The 21,091-nt window shown below is 33.5% G+C and carries 21 protein-coding genes; 12 read left to right on the top strand and 9 right to left on the bottom strand.

The features are described from left to right. Nucleotides 1-41: 41 nt before the first annotated feature. From Q5N74_RS15320 to Q5N74_RS15300, 5 genes are all read right to left on the bottom strand, one after another. Complete coding sequence (locus Q5N74_RS15320; RefSeq protein ID WP_304389845.1) at nucleotides 42-896, bottom strand: substrate-binding domain-containing protein; 855 nt, start codon at nucleotides 894-896, stop codon at nucleotides 42-44. A 12-nt stretch (nucleotides 897-908) separates the two neighbouring features. Next, nucleotides 909-1,778 (bottom strand): nucleoside phosphorylase, encoded by an 870-nt coding sequence (locus tag Q5N74_RS15315; RefSeq protein WP_304389843.1) that lies wholly within the window; start codon nucleotides 1,776-1,778, stop codon nucleotides 909-911. Next, nucleotides 1,768-2,709 carry a DUF1835 domain-containing protein gene (locus tag Q5N74_RS15310; protein ID WP_304389841.1) on the bottom strand — a complete coding sequence of 314 codons (942 nt, stop codon included), beginning with the start codon at nucleotides 2,707-2,709 and terminating at the stop codon, nucleotides 1,768-1,770. The genes Q5N74_RS15315 and Q5N74_RS15310 overlap by 11 nt, the downstream gene beginning before the upstream one ends. A 4-nt stretch (nucleotides 2,710-2,713) precedes the next feature. Continuing rightward, on the bottom strand, nucleotides 2,714-3,043 hold the full coding sequence (locus Q5N74_RS15305; RefSeq protein WP_304389840.1) for a translation initiation factor: 330 nt from the start codon (nucleotides 3,041-3,043) through the stop codon (nucleotides 2,714-2,716). A 69-nt stretch (nucleotides 3,044-3,112) separates the two neighbouring features. After that, a complete protein-coding gene (locus Q5N74_RS15300) occupies nucleotides 3,113-4,063 on the bottom strand; it encodes an isopenicillin N synthase family oxygenase (protein ID WP_304389839.1) in 951 nt (316 codons plus the stop codon). 122 nt (nucleotides 4,064-4,185) lie between these two features. Here Q5N74_RS15300 and Q5N74_RS15295 point away from each other — a divergent pair, with 122 nt between their 5' ends. From Q5N74_RS15295 to Q5N74_RS15285, 3 genes are all read left to right on the top strand, one after another. Beyond that, nucleotides 4,186-6,189, top strand: coding sequence for a dehydrogenase E1 component subunit alpha/beta (locus Q5N74_RS15295; protein ID WP_304389838.1), 2,004 nt, complete (start codon nucleotides 4,186-4,188; stop codon nucleotides 6,187-6,189). Between the two features lie 92 nt (nucleotides 6,190-6,281). Then, complete coding sequence (locus Q5N74_RS15290; RefSeq protein WP_304389900.1) at nucleotides 6,282-6,650, top strand: 3D domain-containing protein; 369 nt, start codon at nucleotides 6,282-6,284, stop codon at nucleotides 6,648-6,650. 146 nt (nucleotides 6,651-6,796) lie between these two features. Then, on the top strand, nucleotides 6,797-7,477 hold the full coding sequence (locus Q5N74_RS15285; protein ID WP_304389837.1) for a hypothetical protein: 681 nt from the start codon (nucleotides 6,797-6,799) through the stop codon (nucleotides 7,475-7,477). A 175-nt stretch (nucleotides 7,478-7,652) separates the two neighbouring features. Here the strand turns inward: Q5N74_RS15285 and Q5N74_RS15280 are convergent, their stop codons facing one another. The 3 genes from Q5N74_RS15280 to Q5N74_RS15270 all read right to left on the bottom strand — a co-directional run bounded on the left by Q5N74_RS15280 (nucleotide 7,653) and on the right by Q5N74_RS15270 (nucleotide 10,319). After that, entirely contained in the window at nucleotides 7,653-7,868 is a 216-nt protein-coding gene (locus tag Q5N74_RS15280) for a hypothetical protein (protein ID WP_304389836.1), read from the bottom strand. Between the two features lie 60 nt (nucleotides 7,869-7,928). After that, nucleotides 7,929-8,942: an L-glyceraldehyde 3-phosphate reductase gene (gene mgrA, locus Q5N74_RS15275; protein ID WP_304389835.1), complete on the bottom strand. Its 1,014-nt coding sequence runs from the start codon at nucleotides 8,940-8,942 to the stop codon at nucleotides 7,929-7,931. A 72-nt stretch (nucleotides 8,943-9,014) separates the two neighbouring features. Then, nucleotides 9,015-10,319 carry a sulfatase-like hydrolase/transferase gene (locus Q5N74_RS15270; protein WP_304389834.1) on the bottom strand — a complete coding sequence of 435 codons (1,305 nt, stop codon included), beginning with the start codon at nucleotides 10,317-10,319 and terminating at the stop codon, nucleotides 9,015-9,017. Nucleotides 10,320-10,474: 155 nt separating this feature from the next. Here Q5N74_RS15270 and Q5N74_RS15265 point away from each other — a divergent pair, with 155 nt between their 5' ends. From Q5N74_RS15265 to Q5N74_RS15225, 9 genes are all read left to right on the top strand, one after another. Continuing rightward, a complete protein-coding gene (locus tag Q5N74_RS15265; RefSeq protein WP_304389832.1) occupies nucleotides 10,475-12,028 on the top strand; it encodes a DEAD/DEAH box helicase in 1,554 nt (517 codons plus the stop codon). Between the two features lie 76 nt (nucleotides 12,029-12,104). Beyond that, a complete protein-coding gene (locus Q5N74_RS15260) occupies nucleotides 12,105-13,223 on the top strand; it encodes a DEAD/DEAH box helicase (RefSeq protein ID WP_304389831.1) in 1,119 nt (372 codons plus the stop codon). 25 nt (nucleotides 13,224-13,248) lie between these two features. Continuing rightward, nucleotides 13,249-13,701 (top strand): cold-shock protein, encoded by a 453-nt coding sequence (locus Q5N74_RS15255; protein WP_304389830.1) that lies wholly within the window; start codon nucleotides 13,249-13,251, stop codon nucleotides 13,699-13,701. Between the two features lie 56 nt (nucleotides 13,702-13,757). After that, on the top strand, nucleotides 13,758-14,651 hold the full coding sequence (locus tag Q5N74_RS15250; RefSeq protein WP_304389829.1) for an EamA family transporter: 894 nt from the start codon (nucleotides 13,758-13,760) through the stop codon (nucleotides 14,649-14,651). Continuing rightward, nucleotides 14,641-15,486, top strand: coding sequence for a DMT family transporter (locus Q5N74_RS15245; protein WP_304389828.1), 846 nt, complete (start codon nucleotides 14,641-14,643; stop codon nucleotides 15,484-15,486). Before Q5N74_RS15250 ends, Q5N74_RS15245 begins: the two co-directional genes overlap by 11 nt. 80 nt (nucleotides 15,487-15,566) lie before the next feature. After that, nucleotides 15,567-16,613 carry a glycosyltransferase family 9 protein gene (locus Q5N74_RS15240; RefSeq protein WP_304389827.1) on the top strand — a complete coding sequence of 349 codons (1,047 nt, stop codon included), beginning with the start codon at nucleotides 15,567-15,569 and terminating at the stop codon, nucleotides 16,611-16,613. Nucleotides 16,614-16,751: 138 nt separating this feature from the next. Further along, nucleotides 16,752-17,378, top strand: coding sequence for a hypothetical protein (locus tag Q5N74_RS15235; protein ID WP_304389826.1), 627 nt, complete (start codon nucleotides 16,752-16,754; stop codon nucleotides 17,376-17,378). Nucleotides 17,379-17,511: 133 nt separating this feature from the next. Then, nucleotides 17,512-19,278, top strand: coding sequence for a hypothetical protein (locus Q5N74_RS15230; protein WP_304389825.1), 1,767 nt, complete (start codon nucleotides 17,512-17,514; stop codon nucleotides 19,276-19,278). A 239-nt stretch (nucleotides 19,279-19,517) separates the two neighbouring features. After that, complete coding sequence (locus Q5N74_RS15225) at nucleotides 19,518-20,039, top strand: hypothetical protein (RefSeq protein ID WP_304389823.1); 522 nt, start codon at nucleotides 19,518-19,520, stop codon at nucleotides 20,037-20,039. A 69-nt stretch (nucleotides 20,040-20,108) separates the two neighbouring features. Here the strand turns inward: Q5N74_RS15225 and Q5N74_RS15220 are convergent, their stop codons facing one another. Continuing rightward, nucleotides 20,109-20,993 (bottom strand): AraC family transcriptional regulator, encoded by an 885-nt coding sequence (locus tag Q5N74_RS15220; RefSeq protein WP_304389822.1) that lies wholly within the window; start codon nucleotides 20,991-20,993, stop codon nucleotides 20,109-20,111. Between the last annotated feature and the right edge of the window lie 98 nt (nucleotides 20,994-21,091).

Here is a 21,091-nt window from a genome sequence, read left to right as displayed (position 1 = left end):
GAAGGTTATTCTGTTGATTAGTTTTGTCAAATGACGCTCAACTAAAGTACATGTGTTAACTTTTCATAAGAAACCATTTCTGGAATGATATCCAAAGCAAACAATTCTTTTTGAATGGTGGTCACTGTTTTTTTATCGATTAAACTTTGAGACCACTCGGTAATACTTAACCATTCTTGAACATCTTCCAATTGCTGCTCATACCGGTTAGCAATGTTTCTATCAATACTCGGTATATCTTTAAATTCTGAAGTCGTGTTATTTATAATGCGTAAAATGGTCTCTAAATCTTCTTTATTAGTTTCGATAAAATCTTCACGTACTGCGATCACAAAGCAAGGCCAAGGCGTAGGGCAGTTGCCTATTCTTCTAAAAGTACCATTATCTACTAAAGGTTTGGTGGTGAATTTCTCCCACATAAAATAATCGGCAGAACCATTTGTTAAGCCTTCAATCGCGCCACTCAAATCGTTTATAACCTCAAAATTTAAATCGGTTTTTAAATCCCAACCATGATTTTCAGCATTGATGTAAGCCATTAAATGAGAACCAGAACCATATCTACTAATTGCTGCTTTTGTTCCTTTTAAATCTTCAATGGTTTTATATGGCGAGTTGTTAGCTACATGAATACCCCAATTTAGAGGTGTTTGCACAAAGGTTTGTACAATTTTACTAGGGTTGCCATCAATAATATCTTTTATAATACCTTCAGTGAGTATAACGGCAATATCAATTTCTTTGTTTCGAAGCGCTTTACACATGGCGCCAGTGCCATCAGGATAATCTTGCCATCGTAAATTGATTTGCTCTTCTTTGTATTCCCCATTTTTTAAGGTTAAATACCAAGCTAAGTTGAAATGTTCTGGTACGCCACCAATGTTTACTTGTTTCATAAAATGAATGGTTTATTCAAAAACTTTATTTAGAGTATAAGTTATAAGTTTTTCTACAGTTTCTAAAGGATTTTTACTAAAAGTACCGTCGGCTCTATTAGCAACAATCGCGTTTAATGATAGCGCATGATGACCTAACAGTTTTGAAAGCCCATAAATGGCCGATGTTTCCATTTCTAAATTTGTAACACGCATACCGTTAAAATTAAAGTTATCCATTTTAGTGTTTAACTCCGCATCTTGGATTGGTAAGCGTAACACACGTCCTTGAGGACCGTAAAAACCACCCGCAGTAGCCGTTAGTCCTTTATGCATGGTACTGCTTTCCAATTTGGTTTCAAGTAGTTTACTGTTCGCTATAACCAAAGGGCGTGATTTGTTTGGGTGCCAATTGCTATGTTTTATAAAAGCATCTTCAATATCAGGATGGCTGATGCTGTTTACTTGATAAGCATGCAACATACCGTTAAGATCGAGACTGTGTGTGCTTAACAGAAAAGAATCGACAGGAATATCCTTTTGTAAAGAGCCTGAAGTGCCAATTCTAATAATTTGAAGGCTTGTTAATTCCTTTTTTATTGTTTTTGTTTCCAAATCAATATTGAAAAGTGCATCCAATTCATTTACAACAATATCAATATTATCGGGACCAATGCCTGTTGAAATAACAGAAATGCGATGCCCCTTTAAAGTACCCGTATGCGTTTTGAATTCACGTTTCTGGGTTTTAAAATCAATGCGATCAAAGTGTTTTGATACTTGCCCAACCCGATCTTGATCTCCCACAAAAATGATGGTTTCAGCAATTTGATCTGGTTTTAAATTAAGATGGTAAACACTACCATCTGGGTTTAGTATCAATTCCGATTCTTTAATTGGCATTATATATCGTTTTTATTAATTTATTTTCATTTTTATTAAATTGAAAATCGAATTTAAAGGCACCTCCATAAGTCATGGCGTTATTAATTTCTAAAGCAAAATTATGTTTAGCCAGTAAAGCTTCGTGACCTTTTCTATTTAATTTAATGAGGTTTTCTTCTTCTGTGAAAAAGAGGGTTAGTTTTTCTATAATTCTAGAAACCTGCAAGTCGGAATAACCATAGTAACCTTGGTAATTAAGCGCATAACCCAACAAGTGGTGCTTGGATTTAATGCTGTTATCTCTAACTATTTCCAAGATATTGCGTTCCATCACATTTAAACCATCTTTCGTTTTAGGAAAGCGTTCTAAATGTGCTTTTAAACAATTGCTTAAATATTTAAACGACGATTTTTCTATAATAAGAGGTTTTAGTAAATTATGGTCTGTACCACAGTAAATACTCCATGCACTCATAGCCATTTCAATATCTTCTGGTAAAAGTGCTACTTTGTCTCTAAAATGTTTTAGCAATTGACCCGAATTAAGTTCTGCTAAACCTTTTAAATTCTTGTTTCGTTCCACTTTACCACTGCAAACCAAATAGAGTGGTAGGTTTATTCCTTTCTGATGTAAAAGACTTATTATAGCAATCATGTTGATATGACAAAACAAATCATACTCAAACCAAAGTACTATTTCAGAATATTTTTCGGTGGCATCTAACTTATTTAATTCTAATTTAATTTCAGATGTTACGAGCGTAATATCATAAAATGAACTAAAAAAGTCTTTTCTAAGTTTCAAAAATTCATCGGAATACACCTGCTCTACAGTAGGTCCTTCACACAGCATTTCTTGCCATGTAAGTATATCCCCTTCAATATTTAGTTCGTCGAGGCGCTTGGTTAAAACAGAACCATTGGTGATGTGAAGCGGATGCTTGCTCATAATATTAACCGCCTACGCGTTTTACGTTAAACCCTTTGTCTTTTAGCATTTTCATGATTTTATCACGATAATCGCCTTGAATAATAATTTTATCATCTTTAAAACTACCTCCAACACTTAGTTTGGTTTTAATTTCTTTTGCTAAAATTTTAAAATCTTCAGTAGCGCCTGTGTACCCTTCTAAAATAGTAATGGGCTTACCTTTGCGTTTTTCATATTTACAAAGAATGGGGTCGTCTTGCATCCAAATTTTTGAAGTACTTTCAGTATCGACTGTAGGTTCTTCTTCTTTGTGATCTGGGAACAGATTTTTTAATTGATCTTGTAAATCCATTTGTTTTTTTTAGTATTCATTTCCAGTTTTTCAGTCCGTATACAACGACTTAGACTAAAAACTGTAAAATCATTTCTTAATAAGTCCTAATTCAATTAAACGTTCTGTTAAAAATTCACCAGCCGTGATATCCTCAAAACCTTTCGGGTTCCTTTCATCGATGCAACCATCTAAAACATCTAGTTTCATATCGCTTATGGGGTGCATAAAAAACGGAATGGAATAACGTGAAGTACCCCAAAGTTCTTTTGGCGGATTAATAACGCGATGAATAGTCGATTTAAGCTTATTATTAGTGTGTCTCGATAACATATCACCAACATTTATCATTAACTCATCAGGCTCTGCAATGGCATCTATCCATTCACCTTTATGGTTTTGTACTTGCAACCCACGACCTTGAGCTCCCATGAGTAAGGTGATTAAATTAATATCACCATGTGCTGCTGCTCGTACAGCTTCTTTAGGTTCTTCGGTAATTGGTGGGTAATGTATGGGTCTTAAAATAGAATTCCCATTGTGTATATAATTATCAAAATACGTCTCTTCCAAACCTAAATGTAAAGCGAGAGCGCGTAATACATATTTAGCTGTTTTTTCAAGCATTTTATAGGTTTCTTTCCCTACTTTATTAAATTCAGGTAATTCCTCAACCATAACGTTTGCGGGGTATTCTGCTTCTAATTTCGGGTTATCATCAACGTACTGTCCAAAATGCCAAAACTCTTTTAAATCGCCTTCTTTTTTGCCTTTAGCGCTTTCTTTTCCAAAAGAAACATAGCCGCGTTGTCCACCAATACCGGGTATTTCGTACTTGCGCTTTTTTTCGACAGGCAATTCGAAAAAGTTCTTTACTTCACTGTATAAAGTTTCAACTAATGTATCATTTAAAAAATGACCTCTTAGTGCTACAAACCCGATTTCTTCATAAGCCTTTCCAATAGCGTCTACAAATTGTTGTTTTTTAACAGAGTCGCCAGATATAAAATCACTTAAATCTACACTTGGTATCATATTCATGTGGAATCATTTTAGATTGTTCTATAACAAATGTACAAAAACATTGTAAAAATTCGGACAATGTAATTCAGTTTACTTTATAATTGAAAATGCTATCTTTGATTCTATTAAATTCCCAATTTATGAATCAGAATGCAGCTTTCACGAATATTGATTTTAGTCATAATCAATTAGATTCTAACACTTTATTGAGTTTATACAAGGCTATTTTAAAGCCCCGATTGGTAGAAGAAAAAATGCTTATTCTTCTGCGTCAAGGAAAAATAAGTAAATGGTTTTCAGGTATTGGGCAGGAAGCTATTGCGGTTGGTGTTACTATGGCGCTTCATAAAAACGACTATATTTTACCTATGCACCGCAATTTGGGTGTTTTTACAACCCGCGACATTCCGTTAAAAAGACTGTTTGCACAATGGCAAGGTAAAGCTTCTGGATTCACAAAAGGTAGAGATCGATCCTTTCATTTTGGTACACAAGACTTCAATATTGTGGGCATGATTTCGCATTTGGGTCCGCAATTAGGTGTTGCCGATGGTATTGCATTGGCTTCAAAATTGAAAAATTCCAACCAAGTTACGGCGGTGTTTACCGGTGAAGGTGGTACGAGTGAAGGCGATTTTCATGAAGCATTAAATGTGGCTTCCGTATGGCAATTACCCGTGCTTTTTTGTGTGGAAAATAATGGCTACGGACTTTCAACCCCCACAAATGAACAGTATAATTGCCAAAACATTGCCGATAAAGGCATGGGCTACGGCATGGAATCGCATATTATAGATGGCAATAACATCATTGAAGTTTATACAAAAATAAGTGACATTGCAGCAAGTGTTCGTAACAACCCGAGACCCGTTTTACTAGAATTTAAAACCTTTAGAATGCGTGGACATGAAGAGGCCAGTGGTACAAAATATGTGCCTCAAGACTTAATGGATACTTGGGCACTAAAAGATCCTGTAGTAAATTTTGAACAGTTTTTAAAAGGACAAGATATTTTAACCGATCAGGAAGATGCGCAGTTAAAAGAGGATATTATCAATGAAATTAACGAACATTTAAATAGCGCTTTTGCGGAAGAAGCTATTATTCCTAATGAAACTACTGAGTTAAGTGATGTATTTCAAGAATTTATATATCAAGACATTGAAAATAATTCAGAATTGAAGGATGTACGTTTCATTGATGCGATTTCAGACAGTTTAAAGCAAAGTATGGAGCGAAACCAAGACCTCGTTATTATGGGGCAAGACATTGCCGAATACGGTGGTGCTTTTAAAATTACAGAAGGTTTTGTAGAACAGTTTGGTAAAGACCGAGTACGCAATACGCCTATTTGTGAATCGGCCATTATAGAAACTGCTATGGGACTTTCAATAGCAGGCATAAAAAGTGTTGTTGAGTTGCAATTCGCCGATTTTGTAAGTTCAGGTTTTAATCCTGTGGTGAATTATTTAGCAAAGTCATATTACCGCTGGGGCCAAAATGCCGATGTGGTTTTAAGAATGCCTTGTGGTGGCGGTGTTGCCGCAGGACCATTTCACTCACAAACTAACGAAGCATGGTTTACTAAAACGCCTGGTTTAAAAGTGGTGTATCCTGCATTTCCGTATGATGCCAAAGGCTTGTTGAATACAGCGATTAACGACCCGAATCCTGTATTGTTTTTTGAACATAAAGGTTTATATCGTACCATTCGTCAAGAGGTTCCTGTTGATTATTATACGCTTCCTTTCGGAAAAGCATCGCTAATTCGTGAGGGTAGCGCCATTACTATTGTTAGCTATGGCGCTGCGGTTCACTGGGCTTTAGAGACTTTAGATAATAACACCGAAATTGAAGCAGACCTGATTGATTTAAGAACGCTTCAACCACTAGATACTGAAGCTATTTATGCCTCGGTTAAAAAAACAGGGAGAGCGATTGTTTTTCATGAAGATAGTTTGTTTGGAGGCATTGCTAGTGACATTTCAGCATTAATCATGGAGCATTGTTTTGAGTATTTAGACGCACCTGTAAAGCGCGTGGGAGGCTTAGAAACACCAATCCCTTTTGCGGCTCAATTAGAAGCACAGTATCTTCCTAAAACTAGATTTGAAACCGAATTAAAATCACTTTTAAAATATTAGCAGTATCTTTAATCATCATAAATCTATAGACTTTGAGAATACTAGTCGTCTTATGTTTACTTACCTGTTTTTCGTGTAAAAAAGAAGTCGTAATACCTTTTGAAGAGAATTACATTTGGCACGATTTAAAAGTGACGGCTTCAGCATATAATTCATTAAAAAGTCAAACCAATTCCAACCCGCATATTACCGCTTTTGGTGATAGTTTAAAACCTGGATTAAATTACATTGCCGTTTCTAGAGATTTGTTCAGAAAGGGGTTGATTCGCGATACGCCTGTAAAAATTAAAGGCTTTGATAGTATCTTCTATGTGAAAGACCGCATGCATTCTCGTTGGGAAAACAAGATTGATATTTACATGGGTATTGATGTAAAAGCAGCAAAAAAATGGGGAAGAAAAAAAGTTTCTATTTCTTATGGCATTTTGAAACCTGTTGATAGTCTTATTATTAAAGAATGATAGCTAAAATATTAATTTGGGAACGCTTTTTGTTAAATGATTGTAAAATATAGAGGCTTATAAAGGTGTTTTTAATATAAAAAAATATCTTTGAGGAATAATTAAGTCTGTAATTAGTATAAACCCAAAACTGTTTTATAAAACTGATGAAGCTACTTTTATCATTTTTTATTTTATTATCAGCAACATTTTTTGCTCAAGCTCAAATAGATAGCCAGAATAAATCTACGGCTATTCCTGCGGTTGAAAGTAAAAAACAAATTGATAATACACCAAAAATAACACCTTCGAAACCCGACAATTCTAACAACACAACCTTTGGAAGTTTAGATGTGCCGAATCTATCAACTGGTGTTGAAGCTCCAAAAAAGGAGTTTTCGTTATTTGGTGAAAAGTTTGGAAATCCCGGAGAGCTTTATCAAAAACAGCTAGATAAGAATTTAGAGAATACAAAATTAAGTCAAGCAGAAGTTGAAGCTAGAAACGGTAGTTTAACCGACCAGTATTTTGGAGACTTTAAAAGCAATGCCAAATCTGTGAATGTTTCATATCGTGACCACGGTTATGTAGATGGCGATTTAATACAGGTTTTAGTAAATGATGATGTGGTGCAGGCTAGAGTATTTCTAAATGGTGGCTTTAGTGGTTTTAAACTCGATTTACAAAAAGGATTTAATAAAATAGATTTCTTAGCCTTAAATCAAGGAGAATCTGGACCAAATACTGCGGAATTTCGTGTTATTGATGATATGGGTAATTTAATATCGGCCAACCGTTGGAACCTTTCAACAGGTGTAAAGGCGACTATAATTATAGTAAAAGAGTAATATCGTTATTCTAAAATATAATGGTACTGAAAGCAGTCATGGCAGTTATCAAATAGCACAAGTTCATTTTCAAATACTTCATATGATCGCATATTTCCAGTTTCATAAATTATTAGTTTTGAATTTTCGCCTCTAATAGATTTTCCTTTACCTAGTTTGTAGTTTGTTTCAGATTCTAATAGTTCATTTTTAAAAAGCTTGATTTTAGTTCTAGATATTCAAGTTTCATAATATCTCCCGTGCTTTCTGGAGTTAAAGTTCTACCATCAAACCCACCAGAAGATTCTACCCAATTCCAATGACCAATAATATCATTATTCAATTTATTGGAAGAGCAATTGATGCTCATACAGCATACAAAAACGAAAACGAAAAATAGTAGTTTTTTCATAAAGCGAATAGATCAAACTTTATGCACTAGATGCTATTAAAACCTATTGGTTGCTTTGGGTTAACCAACAATTTTATCAATCAATTGCAATTCATCTTCAGAAAAACTTAAATTACCCAATGCCTTTACGTTTTCTTTTAGTTGATTCGGAGAACTCGCACCAATTAAAACAGAAGCCACTTGAGGTTTTCTTAAAATCCAAGCAATAGCCATTTGTGATAATTTCTGGCCACGTGTTTGCGCGATGGCATCTAAAAGTTGTACTTTTTCAAGATTACTCGTAACTGTATCTACGTTTAAATAGCTTAAATCTTTGGCTGCCCTAGAATCTTTAGGGATTCCTTTTAAATATTTATCGGTAAGCATCCCTTGGGCTAAAGGTGAAAAAGCAACACACCCAACACCGTTATCATCTAAAGTATCTAAAAGTTCATTTTCAACCCAACGATCTAGCATAGAATAGCGGGCTTGATGTAGAATGAAAGGAACGTCTAAACGCTTTAAGATAGCAGCTGCTTCTTGAGTTTCTTTGGGTTGGTAATTAGAAATACCCACATACAAAGCTTTTCCTTGACGAACGATGTCGGCCAAAGCGCCCATAGTTTCCTCTAAAGGTGTATCTGGATCTGGTCTGTGATGATAGAAAATATCAACATAATCCAGTCCCATACGCTTCAAACTTTGATCTAAACTAGAAATTAAATATTTTCTAGACCCGAAATTGCCATATGGTCCAGGCCACATATCGTAACCCGCTTTACTGGCAATAAACAATTCATCTCTATAGTTTTTGAAGTCTTTTTTGAAAATAGTTCCGAAATTTTCTTCGGCAGAACCATAAGGAGGTCCGTAATTATTAGCCAAATCAAAATGAGTAATCCCTAAATCGAATGCCGTTTTTAAAACAGCTCTACCGTTTTGAATGTTATCGATAAATCCGAAATTATGCCATAAACCAAGAGATATTGCGGGTAAAAGCACACCGCTTTTGCCAGTTCTCTTATAGGTCATGTTCTCGTAGCGTTGTGAATTTGCTATATATTCCTTTGTTCCAGATTTATCGTTTATTTCCATAGTTTCTAATAATTCAAAAAGTAAAAGTATGAATTACTAAAAGTATTTATATGAAGTTTTTAAAATAAATAATTAATTTAAAATGGTATTTAACTCATTAATTAACGATGATTTTGCTGCAGAATCTGAATCGCTTAACGGTAGTTGGTTCGTATTAAGCAAATTGGTGGTTTCCAAAGCATCGGTTTCTAGTTTGTAAAGTGCTTCAGAGCCATCATTAAAATAAATATATTTATGAGTGCTATTTCTTACTGTTTGATCATTGTTTTCAGCATAAACAACCGTTCTGTTTTCGTTATTTGTATTTGTTAAAAGACCTTTAAAACTTTTACTGTCGTTAATTTTAGTGGTTTCTACACCCGCTATATGGGCGATGGTTGCAAATAAATCGCTGGTGTTTATTAAAGCATTTTCTGTATCATTGATTCTAGTAACATTTTTGCCCGAAATAACCATCGGTACATTAACACCACCTTGATAAATACTACCTTTAGCCCTGCTAGACCGGTATGTTTGCGCTACCTGATTAGGACTGCCATTGTCACCTATAAAAATAATAATGGTATTGTCTCTTTCTTCTTGAGGCATGGATGCGATTAATCTACCCATTTCAGAATCAAGTGCTTCTAAAGCCGCCATGTAATAGGGTAGTGGGTTGGCATTGATACTGGCATCGTCTGTTGGTAATTGACCTTGCGAGTGCAGGTTGTTAGGTGGTAAATGAAAAGGCACATGTGGCGCATTATAGGCTAACCATAAAAACCAGGGTTGCGCTTGTTTATCAACCCAATTAATGGCTAAATCGGTGAATTTAGTAGTTGTATATTCTGTGGATGTTGATGTTTTTCCATCTTCAATTAAAGTCCAATTATAATAATTAGGTATAACGCCACCCGAAAATCCAGCATAATAATTCACACCCATATCCGTTGGATGGGTTGTAGAATTCGACAAATGCCATTTCCCTATAACGGCATGATTGTAAGTGCTATTCGTGTTATTATCTAAATAACTTTGTAAAGAAATTTCAGAAGTTGATAAAACATCTCCGGGCGTTAAAATACCGGTTCTAAAACCATATTTCCCCGTAAGTATCGTTGCTCGCGTAGGAGCACAGGTTGGGTTAGACCAAAGATTGGTAAATCGAATTCCAGAATTAATCATACTTTCCAAATTTGGCATATTCGGTTTTACTGCTCCTATATCATAACCTGGGCAAGCGTCTAGTCCCATATCATCTGCAATAACAAATAAAATATTTGGTGTTTTATTGGTGTCTACAGGCGTTTCAATTTCGTTTGTAATATCTTCTTGTTTAGAGCTACATGAAAGGATACTAATTAGTAAAAGGAGAGAATATAAAAAACGAGTCGTCATATGGAATTGATAAATTTAACAGAATAGTAATGTTGTTAGGACTAACAAATTACAGATTAGTTTAAAGCTATTAAAAAATTATTAGAATTTTCACATGAAACATTCGTTAAAAACCCTTTAAAGGTGTTATTTTTGCTCGCCATAAAGTTTGTTACATGTCTATATCAAAAACAGAATTAGAAGAAAGAGATGCCGGTAAAAATTTATATAGCTACCAAAAGGGAGCTATAGATAAAATTTTTAATGCATTTGAAGAATCTCCAGACGATTACCATTTATTGTACCAATTACCTACAGGTGGTGGTAAAACCGTTATATTCTCTGAAATTGTAAGACAGTACCTTAAACACCACAAAAAAAAGGTGTTGGTTTTGACTCACAGAATTGAATTGTGTAAGCAAACATCTAAAATGCTTACTGAATTTGCTGTAGACAATAAGGTGATAGATAGTAAGGCCGATTTAAGCGACCAGAGCAACTACAGTTGTTTTGTTGCCATGGTTGAAACCTTAAACAACAGGCTAAATGATGATAAATTAGATATTTCTGATATCGGTTTAGTTATTATTGATGAGGCTCACTACAACTCCTTTACCAAATTATTCAAGTTTTTTAGTCAGTCGTTTATTTTAGGAGTTACAGCAACGCCTTTAAGTTCGAGTATTGAATTACCTATGACTGATAATTACGACGAGTTAATTGTTGGAGAAAGTATCGAGTCGCTTATTTCGAACGGGTTTTTGGCACAAGCTGAAATGTTTACATATAACGTTGGATTAACCTCGTTAATAGTAGGCGCAAATGGTGATTACACCGTAAAATCTTCGGAAGATTTATATACTGATAACGACATGCTTAGCAAGTTGTTACAGGCCTATGAAGAACGTTGTAAAGGTAAGAAAACCTTAATTTTCAACAATGGTATCAACACGTCTTTACATGTGTATGACACCTTTAGAAGAGCCGGATACCCTGTAGCGCACTTAGATAATACGAATAGTAAAAAAGAGCGTGCCCAGATATTGAGATGGTTCAAGAAAACACCAGATGCCATATTATCATCGGTTAGTATTTTAACCACAGGGTTTGATGAGCCAACGGTAGATAGTATAATTTTGAATCGTGCAACCAAATCATTAACGCTTTATTACCAAATGATTGGGCGTGGTTCTCGTATTTTAAAAGATAAGAAAACCTTTAGTGTTATTGACCTAGGAAATAACTTTCACCGTTTTGGACCTTGGGGAGATAATTTAGATTGGCAACGTATATTTAAATCGCCAAATTATTATTTAGATTCTATTTTAAGTGATGATGAGTTAGAAAGCAATTTCAGATATGAAATGCCGGATGAATTACGTGCTGAGTTTGGTAAATCGAAAGAAGTCTATTTTGATATTCAAAAAACCTATGTAGATTCTATTAGAAATGGTGAGTCTTCAAAAGTGGTTTTAGAGCGTTCTATTGAACAACATGCTAAAATTTGCACTGAGAATAGTGAAGATGTTTATGATGCCTTAGCTTTAGCTAAAATGCTTGGAGATGATATTGATTTCAGAATTCAACGTTACACAAAATGCATTAGTAAAAGTACTTTTAACTTTGTAGAATGGTTGAAAGACGACTATAGAAAAAAGCTAAATTCGTACTTACGAACTAATTTTGACGAAGTTTTTGAGAGTATTCATGGCTATCCACCTGAAGATTAAATCTTAATTAATAAAAGCAATATAATTATAACATCCTTAAAATAAGGCGTACCTTTGCAGTATCGTAATTAATAGTATGCCAACATTTTCAGAATTAGGAGTTAAAAAAGACTTTATTAAAGCTCTAAAAGAATTAGAGATTAAAACTCCAACCGATATACAGGAGCAAACCATTCCTGTATTACTAAAATCTGCTACAGATTTTATTGGTTTAGCACAAACAGGTACTGGTAAAACAGCTGCTTATGGTTTGCCTATCTTACATCAAATAGATACTTCATCAAACAACGTACAAGCCCTAGTTTTGGCGCCTACGCGTGAATTGGTTCAGCAAATAAAAAAACAACTTTTTAAATTCACGAAGTATTCGGAAGATAAAATATTTGCCGAAGGTGTTTATGGTGGTGAAAAAATTGAAAAGCAAATTGCAGCACTAAGACGTACCACTCACATTATTATTGCAACTCCAGGACGTCTATTAGATTTAATAGAACGTGGTGATGTTAATATACAACATGTAAAAACTTTAGTATTAGACGAAGCAGATGAAATGCTTAGTATGGGCTTTAAAGAAGATCTAAACAAAATACTAAAACATAATACAAGTAAAAGACATACGTGGTTATTTTCAGCAACTATGCCTGAAGATATTCAACGTATTATCAATACATATATGGCTTCAGATGCCATTAAAGTAGAGGTGAATAAGGAACATTTGGTGAATGCAAACATCACACACCAATACATTTCTACTCATATCAAAGAAAAATTTAATATCTTAGTAACAATATTGGGTAGAAGACCAAATGAACGCGGTATTATTTTTTGCAGAACCAAAGCGGGCACTAAAGATTTAACTGAAAAACTACTAGATGAAGGTTTTTCTGTTGGTGCACTAGAAGGTGATATGCAACAAAAAGAACGCGACAAAGTAATGCGAGCTTTTAAAAACGAGTCGTTACGAGTATTAGTCTCTACAGATGTATCTGCAAGGGGTATTGATGTTAATAACTTAGCATTTGTTATTCATCATCAACTTCCAGAGCAATTGGAATATTATACACATAGAAGTGGTAGAACTGCTCGCGCAGGGAATAAAGGCTATTCTATAGCATTAATAATTCCTGGAGAATTACAAAAAATACACGATATTCAAAAAGCTTTGAATATTCAAATAAAAGAAACAATCATATAATTAATTAAACCTGTTCACATAAACAATGGCAAAATCACAAGTAACTTTTAATAAAATTGAAAAGGAAAAGAAACGCTTAAAGAAACGAGAAGATAAGCAAAAGAAAAAAGAGGCTCGTAAAGCAGAATCAAAAGAAAACCCACAAGGTATTCAGTTTGCTTATGTTGATTATAATGGAAATTTAACAGATACTCCGCCAGACCCTAATTTAAAAGTTAAGGTAGATGCAGAAAGTATTGAATTAGGTATTCCTAAAAAAGAAGATAGAGGCGAAGAGGAGCCAACTGGAAAAGAAGGTAAAGTATCATTTTTTGATACCTCTAAAGGTTTCGGTTTCATCCTTGATAGCATCAATCAAGAAAAATATTTTGTACACGTAAGTGGTTTGTTAGAGCCTATTAAAGAAAATGATAGAGTAACTTACGAATTAGAGCGCGGTCAAAAAGGAATGAACGCTGTTCGAGTAAAAAAGATTTAACTCGTTTTTATTATATAGTTTATTTTTAAGAATTTATGAGTGTACCTCGTAAAACTATGCTCATTATATTGGCATTTTTTGCCATATATGTTATATGGGGCTCTACATATTTACTTAATAAAATAGTGGTTACAGAAGTAGCCCCCATGTTTTTGGCGTCCATACGTTTTACTACGGCTTCTATATTAATTTTTGGCATTGCGAAAGCATTGAAATTAAAATTAACTATAAGCAGAAAACAATTTTTCAACAATGTTTTAGCTGGATTCTTATTTCTAGTTTATGGAAACGGCGTATTTGTTTGGGCTCTAAAATATGTAGATAGTGGCTTCGGTGCTTTAGAAGCCTCTATCCAACCATTGATGGTATTAGTGATGATGCGGATGATTGATGGTAAAAAAATTCAAAAAAAATCTATAATAGGTATTTCTCTGGGTATTATTGGCATGTACTTGTTGGTAAGCCAACAACAATTATCGTTTGAAAACGATAGTTTAATAGGTATTGTAATGATATTTACATGTGTTATTAGTTGGAGCGCCGGTAGTCTGTTTGTCGCACGGGCCGAATTAGGTCCAAACTACTTCGTAAATACCGCTTACCAAATGCTTAGTTCGGGTACTTTACTTTTTTTCATTAGTTTAATATTGGGTGAAACTTGGTTATCTCCTTTAGATTGGAGTGCTTCTGCACAACTCTCTATGGGGCTTCTTATTGTTTTTGGAAGTGTAGTGGCATTTACAGCCTTTAACTATTTACTTAAAGAGGTGTCTACTGAAAAGGTATCTACTTCCGCCTATATAAACCCTGTAATAGCTTTAATATTAGGCTGGTATATACTCGATGAACAAATAACGGGACAATCTATAGTGGCAGCTATCATTTTACTAACAGGTGTTTATTTTATAAATTCCAGAAAAACTATTAAACCAAGAATGCATGGACGTTAAGAATGCTATAAAATTCATGATTTTAAGCACCATGGCATTTGCATGCATGAATGCGATTGTGAAGTACTTAGATAATGTTAACACGTATCAAATCGTGTTTTTCAGATCTTTAGGTTCGCTATTTTTCACTTTTGGTTACTTATTAAAAAACAAAATACCTCTTATTGGGAACAAAAATAAACTACTCATATTACGTTCGTTAATAGGAGCTGCATCGATGATATTTTTCTTCTTATCTGTAAAATATTTATCTGTAGGTACAGCGGTATCACTTCGTTATACGGCACCTATTTTCGCTGCTATTTTTGCTGTTTTCATTTTAAAGGAACAAATTAAACCTCTACAATGGGTGTTTTTTATACTGTCTTTTATAGGTGTTTTGGTTTTAAAAGGAATTGACAACCAAATAGATACGCTTGGTTTAATATTTGTGATCATAGCGGCCATTCTTAGTGGTTTGGTTTATATTATGATCAATCAAATTGGGCAAAGCGAACATCCTGTAGTCGTTGTGAATTATTTTATGGTGACAGCCATGATTTTGGGAGGTGTGCTTTCTATTGGAAATTGGGTAACACCATCTGGTGTTGAATGGCCTTTATTATTAAGCTTAGGTATTTTTGGCTATTTCGGGCAGATTTACATGACCAAGGCTTTTCAAACAGCTTCCACAAACATTATTGCACCTTTAAAATATATAGAAGTTGTTTTTACTGTATTATTAGGAATGGCTTTATTTGGTGAAATTTACACCTTTTGGAGTTTATTTGGTATGGTTTTAATTATTACAGGTTTGGTTTTAAACGTGTGGTACAAAGGAAAACTAAAACAATAAATTCATTATTTTTCAATTACAATTATACCTTAATTTGTAATTTGCAACATTCAAAAATAAGTTTTAATTACATTCAAATTATGGCATTTAAACAAAGCATCAATCAGGTAAGAAGACGGTTAATGCACAAAATAACCAGAAGTGTTGGTGACTCTTATTCTAATCCAAAATTAACCCCTGGTCAAAAAGTTGATATCAAAAAAGTATTGATTATTAGACCGAACCACCGATTGGGTAATCAGTTGCTTTTAACACCTTTAGTTCAAGAGGTTATAAATACATTTCCAGATTGTAAAATCGATTTATTTGTAAAGGGAGGTGTTGCACATCCAGTATTTGAAAACTTCGAACACGTTAATAAAATTATTCAATTACCAAGAAAACCTTTCAGCAATATTTTGAAGTATACTGGTGGTTGGGTTTCTATTAAAAGCACGAAATACGATTTGGTTATTAATGGTGATAAAAATTCATCATCAGGACGTTTGTTAACGCAAATAGCGAATGCGCCTTTTAAAGTTTTTGGTGATCTTGACGAAGAGGTCCAAAAACAATATGCAGATCATAAGCACATCTCAAAATCGCCTATATATAATTTAAGATCCTATTTAACAAAAATTGGATTTCCTAAGAACGATAGTCCGGTTCCTGTTTTAAATATTAAATTGAATGCTGAAGAATTAGCTCAAGGCAAGATTGTTTTAGACGACATTATTAAAAACGATAAAAAAACCATCTGTATTTATACGAATGCTACAGGTGCTAAATGTTATTCTGAAATGTGGTGGGAGAGTTTTTATGCACGTTTGCAAAAAGAATACCCAACCTACAATATTATAGAAATGTTACCTATAGAAAACATTTCAAAAATCAATTTCAAAGCACCACATTTTTATAGTGAGGATGTTCGAGAAATGGGGGCTATTATCAAAAATACAGCTGTTTTCATAGCTGCAGATAATGGTATTATGCACCTTGCTAGTGCATCGCTTACACCTACAGTTGGTTTCTTTTCGGTTACAGATCCAGATGTTTATGCGCCTTATAGCCATGGAAGTGTTGCGTTACACACGAATGAGACAACCATGGATTTTTGGATAAAATCTATTGACGATATTTTAAAGTAAACACCTCGGTATGTCGGATATTTCTAACGTTCATAAAACCTTCATTCCATTTAACGTTTATTTTAAGTGTTCGTGTGATTTTTTAGGAATCTATAGGCATAATTAATTAGTTTTAAACTGATTAATTATAGCAAATTCATGAAAACCCTCCTTTATATTTATTGTTTTTTTACTTTTTTTGTAACCAAACAGACTGTTACTGCTCAGCAATATGCATCCGTCTTAGACGATGTTCCTTCAAATTATAAGAAACAAAACCCTATTTATAATTTATCTGTAGAGGAATTGACAAATGTTGGTACAGTGCCCGGTTTTGATACGAAACCCAATAAATTAAAAATCACGGGAACTATTTACCTTCATGATGGTAAAACACCAGCGAAAGACGTTGTGCTTTTCATTTATCAACCAGATGAAACGGGTAATTATGAAATGAAAAAGGATAGCAACCGGAAGCGTTATTTTTACCATAGAGCTTGGGTGAAAACGGATGAAGACGGTAAATATACCTTCTATACCTTTATGCCTGGTAAATTTTTACGCAATAAAGAATTAAAGCAAATACACCGAGTTATAAAAGTACCGGGACAACCAGAATACAATATGGCCTCTTTCTTTTTTAATGACGACCCTTTATTACCAGAATTAACATTGGCATGTCGTGCGCAAGCGGTTCAAAGTATGCTTCGTATTGAAAAAGAAGATGATATGTTTGTAACGGTAAAAGACATTAAACTTCCTAAAGAAACGGCCCTGTTTCAATAAATTTATCAACGATTTCATGTCTAGTGCATACTTTTTAATTGGTGACCATGTAAGCATAACTCCTTTACTTACATCGAGTTAAATCCATTAATTTCTCGTATATTTGGTTTTCTCCCACTTACCAACCATATACATGACAGCTTTGAAATTATTCCGAAGTGTTCTTGTTGTTGTTATTATTTTGATTTCAACACACTCAAGTTATGCCTTGGTGCAACTTTCAAGTGAAGAAGCTCTAGAGAAATTCAATAAACTACATGAAAGTATTGAAGCCTTGTTTCCGCAGAATGAAATAAAAACATTTAGAAGGGAATCGTTTACAGAAGAACAGCTTAAAACCTATTTATCACAACATTTTAAGCAATTAGACCTCATACCATTTATAAAAGGGCATCATGCCTTGAAATTAAACACCTATTTGCATTCGGCAAACTGGTTTAGACTTATTGGTTTAACAAAAGAGTCCATCAACTCCTATAAAGAGTTCTTTCGTTATTATGGTGTTAATGAAGAGCAACTTACCGAGGCTGAAAAGGAAGCTTATTTGAGAATGAGAACTTTTGGGTATGATATGCTCGCTGATAATTATGCAAAAGTATCCTATTTAGATAGTGCACAGATTCAGCATAAGTATAATATTAAGTTCGCATCCAAATTTAACAGAATTTCCTACCCATCGTCCATAAATAATTATGGTCTTTTTCTTTATTGGCATAAAAATGATTTGGAAGCAGCATTAATCCAATTTAAAAAAGCCTTTACTATTACAAAAAAACAGTTTTCTCAGCATTATCTATTAGGAAGTATTCGCGATAATATTGCAGATATTTATTTAGAATACAATCGAATAAAGGAAGCTAACACGTTGTATGGTGAAAATTTTGAGTTTTATAAATACACTATTAATGATGATTTACAATCTATCGACATACCTCGCTTAGTAAGTGCGGGTTCACAATACATATCCACTGCGCTTACTTTAAACGATCTAACTGAAGCTACTAAGGTGTTTAATGAGTTAGAAACCATCCTTAAGAACCCTATTTACAAATCTAAAATATTGCCTAAGAGTCAGTTAGAAATTTTAAAAGCGAAAGAACTTTTGTATTCGAAAAAAAACAGATTTGAAGATACGTATGCCATTTTAAAAGAGGTCAAAACACTTGAAGATAGTTTAAACTCACTAATTGCTGGGTCTGAACAGAAACGCTTAACCGTTGTGAATAGTATTGTGTTAGACCAAGTGAAGTCTAGTTTTAAAACCGAACGCATAGAGCGCGAAAATAAGATTAAAAGTCAGGATTTAAAATTATGGATCATAACACTGTCTTCTTCCTTAGTTTTACTTGTTTTGTTATTACTATTTCTTAGAAGGCATAAAAACTTAATTATTGCGCAAAACAAACAGCAATTAGCAGAGCAGTCTAAAGAATTAGTCACCATAAATAACCAAAAGCTACAGGCCGAAATAAAAGCTAAAAAAAGAGATTTATCGGATTTTGCCATAAACTTAACTCAAAACCAGGAATGGGCTAAATTGTTGGCAGAAAAATTAGAGGTTTTTAAAAAAGCTAAGGGGCGGGAACGCACTAAACTGCTAGAAATATTTGAGAAAGACATTCAAAACAAAATAAGGTATGATCATGATACTAAAGATTTCTATGAACGTCTTGATAAATTAAGTGATTCTTTTTACAGCGTTTTACATACAAAATACCCCAATTTGACAAAAACAGAAATACATTTATGTTCATTAATACGTTTAAAAATAGATAGTCACACTATTGCCAATTTTCAAAACATAACCCTTTCATCCTTAAATACAAGCCGGTACCGCCTCAGAAAAAAGCTAAACCTTCATGAAGATGATAATTTAGATGAATTTATTCAATTCTTATAAAATAGTACATAAATATCTGTTTATCAATTGATTGGAAATATAAAACACAATTTAGTCTATTAAAAATCTATTCACAGTCTATTGTTTGTCTATGTGTTTTATGGCTGAAATAGTAGGTTTTATAATACTTTTATACAAGAACGAACTTCCCCTATTGTTTTAATTGTAGTACACAGTTTCCCTAAGTATTACTAATAGCAAGAATTTAATGTTTCATTTTTATAAATAAAAAAAAACTCATGAAAACTTTTCTATTAGGGTTACTATTTTTAGGATTCACCAACCTAACATTCTCTCAAAACAATATGGCTTATGTAGACGTAAGTTCTGAAATTGATTTTATCAAAATAAGAAAAGCTGCGCCTGTTGCCATCAACTCCAGTTATATAAACAGTTTTGCTGCTGTAGATATTTCTAAAAGAATTTTATCATTTCAAAACGTTGCCGCTTATTATAATATTAAATCGAATGAAGTTTATACGGAAGATAAACCCACAACATATGATGTCGTTTTTCAAGAAGCTAATAATAGAATTGAAAACGTATACGACCAAAGCGGTGAAATACTAAGTAGTAAACAATCGTATAAAGCTATAAAATTACCATACAGTCTTAGTTCTAAAGTTGCCGAACAGCACCCAGGTTGGTCTATTAAACAAGTTGCCTGCTCTATAGCATATTTACAAGGAGAACCTTTAGATATTCATTATAAAGTAAAACTTAAAAAAGGCTACCGTACAAAAACTTTAAAAATTGAGTAATTAAACTTTAAAAACATCAAAAATAGAGAGTAGTAGAGAAGAAGTGTGTGTGGTTTGAATTGATAAAAATCAAACGGCACACGCACTTCGTTTTAAAAGCATATACTCGCCATTATTCTTAAACTCGCGAATAGAAATGCCTGCATAGCGTTTAAAGGTTTTTGATAAGTGACTCACATCTGTAAAGTCTAACTCATCTGCAATTTCCGTAAGTGTGTAGTCAGAATTTAGTAAACGTATTTCCACCAGTTTTAATTTGGCTTTAATTATGTACTCACGAAGAGGCATATCCACTTGTTTTTTAAAAAATTCACTTACATAGGTTGGAGACATCATAAAAACATCGGCTAAATTTTCAACCCTTAAAAGTTCTGAGTTGTCAATATTCTCATTTATATAGGTTAACATTTTTGTGATTCTATCATCTAAATGTTTCTTAGGTTTTTCAAAATAACTAGTCTTTTTAATGTTCCGAATAAGAATTTCTAGGATACTCGTCATTAAACTAGTTATTAAACTCACCGATTCTTCCCCGTAATTTCTAGATTCTAATAAGATAATAGACGTTAAACTTTCTAAATGAATTCGATCTACATCATTTTTAATAATATCTCCAGGTAATTGATTGTAGTTAGATAGTATGTAAGAAGCTTCCTTAAACCATTCATTTCTATCAATAGCTATTCTGTTGGCATTTTTAAAAAACGAATCTGTAAACTTCAAAAAGATAAATTTGGTGGTTTTTTCTATATTAAAGGAATGACACTTTAAGGGTGGTAGTAAAAAGATACTTCCTTTATTATAAGTGTAATTATTATAGTTTATACACTGCGTTCCTTCACCAGCTGTAATTAAAACAAGCTCAAAAAAGTTGTTTTTAACTGCACGTTGTTTCCATTCCGATAATTCTAACTCTTGTATTTCAAAAGGTTTATAAGCTTCTAGTACTTGCATTTTGGTATGTATTAATGATAATATAGACCAAATTTAGACAAAACAGCTGTATAATTCATTGTTTTGAGCGAATTAACCTTTTAAAGTACATGAATACC

This window comes from Mariniflexile sp. AS56, assembly GCF_030552475.1.
Lineage (GTDB): Bacteria > Bacteroidota > Bacteroidia > Flavobacteriales > Flavobacteriaceae > Mariniflexile.
This window is presented reverse-complemented; position numbering and strand designations above follow the sequence as displayed.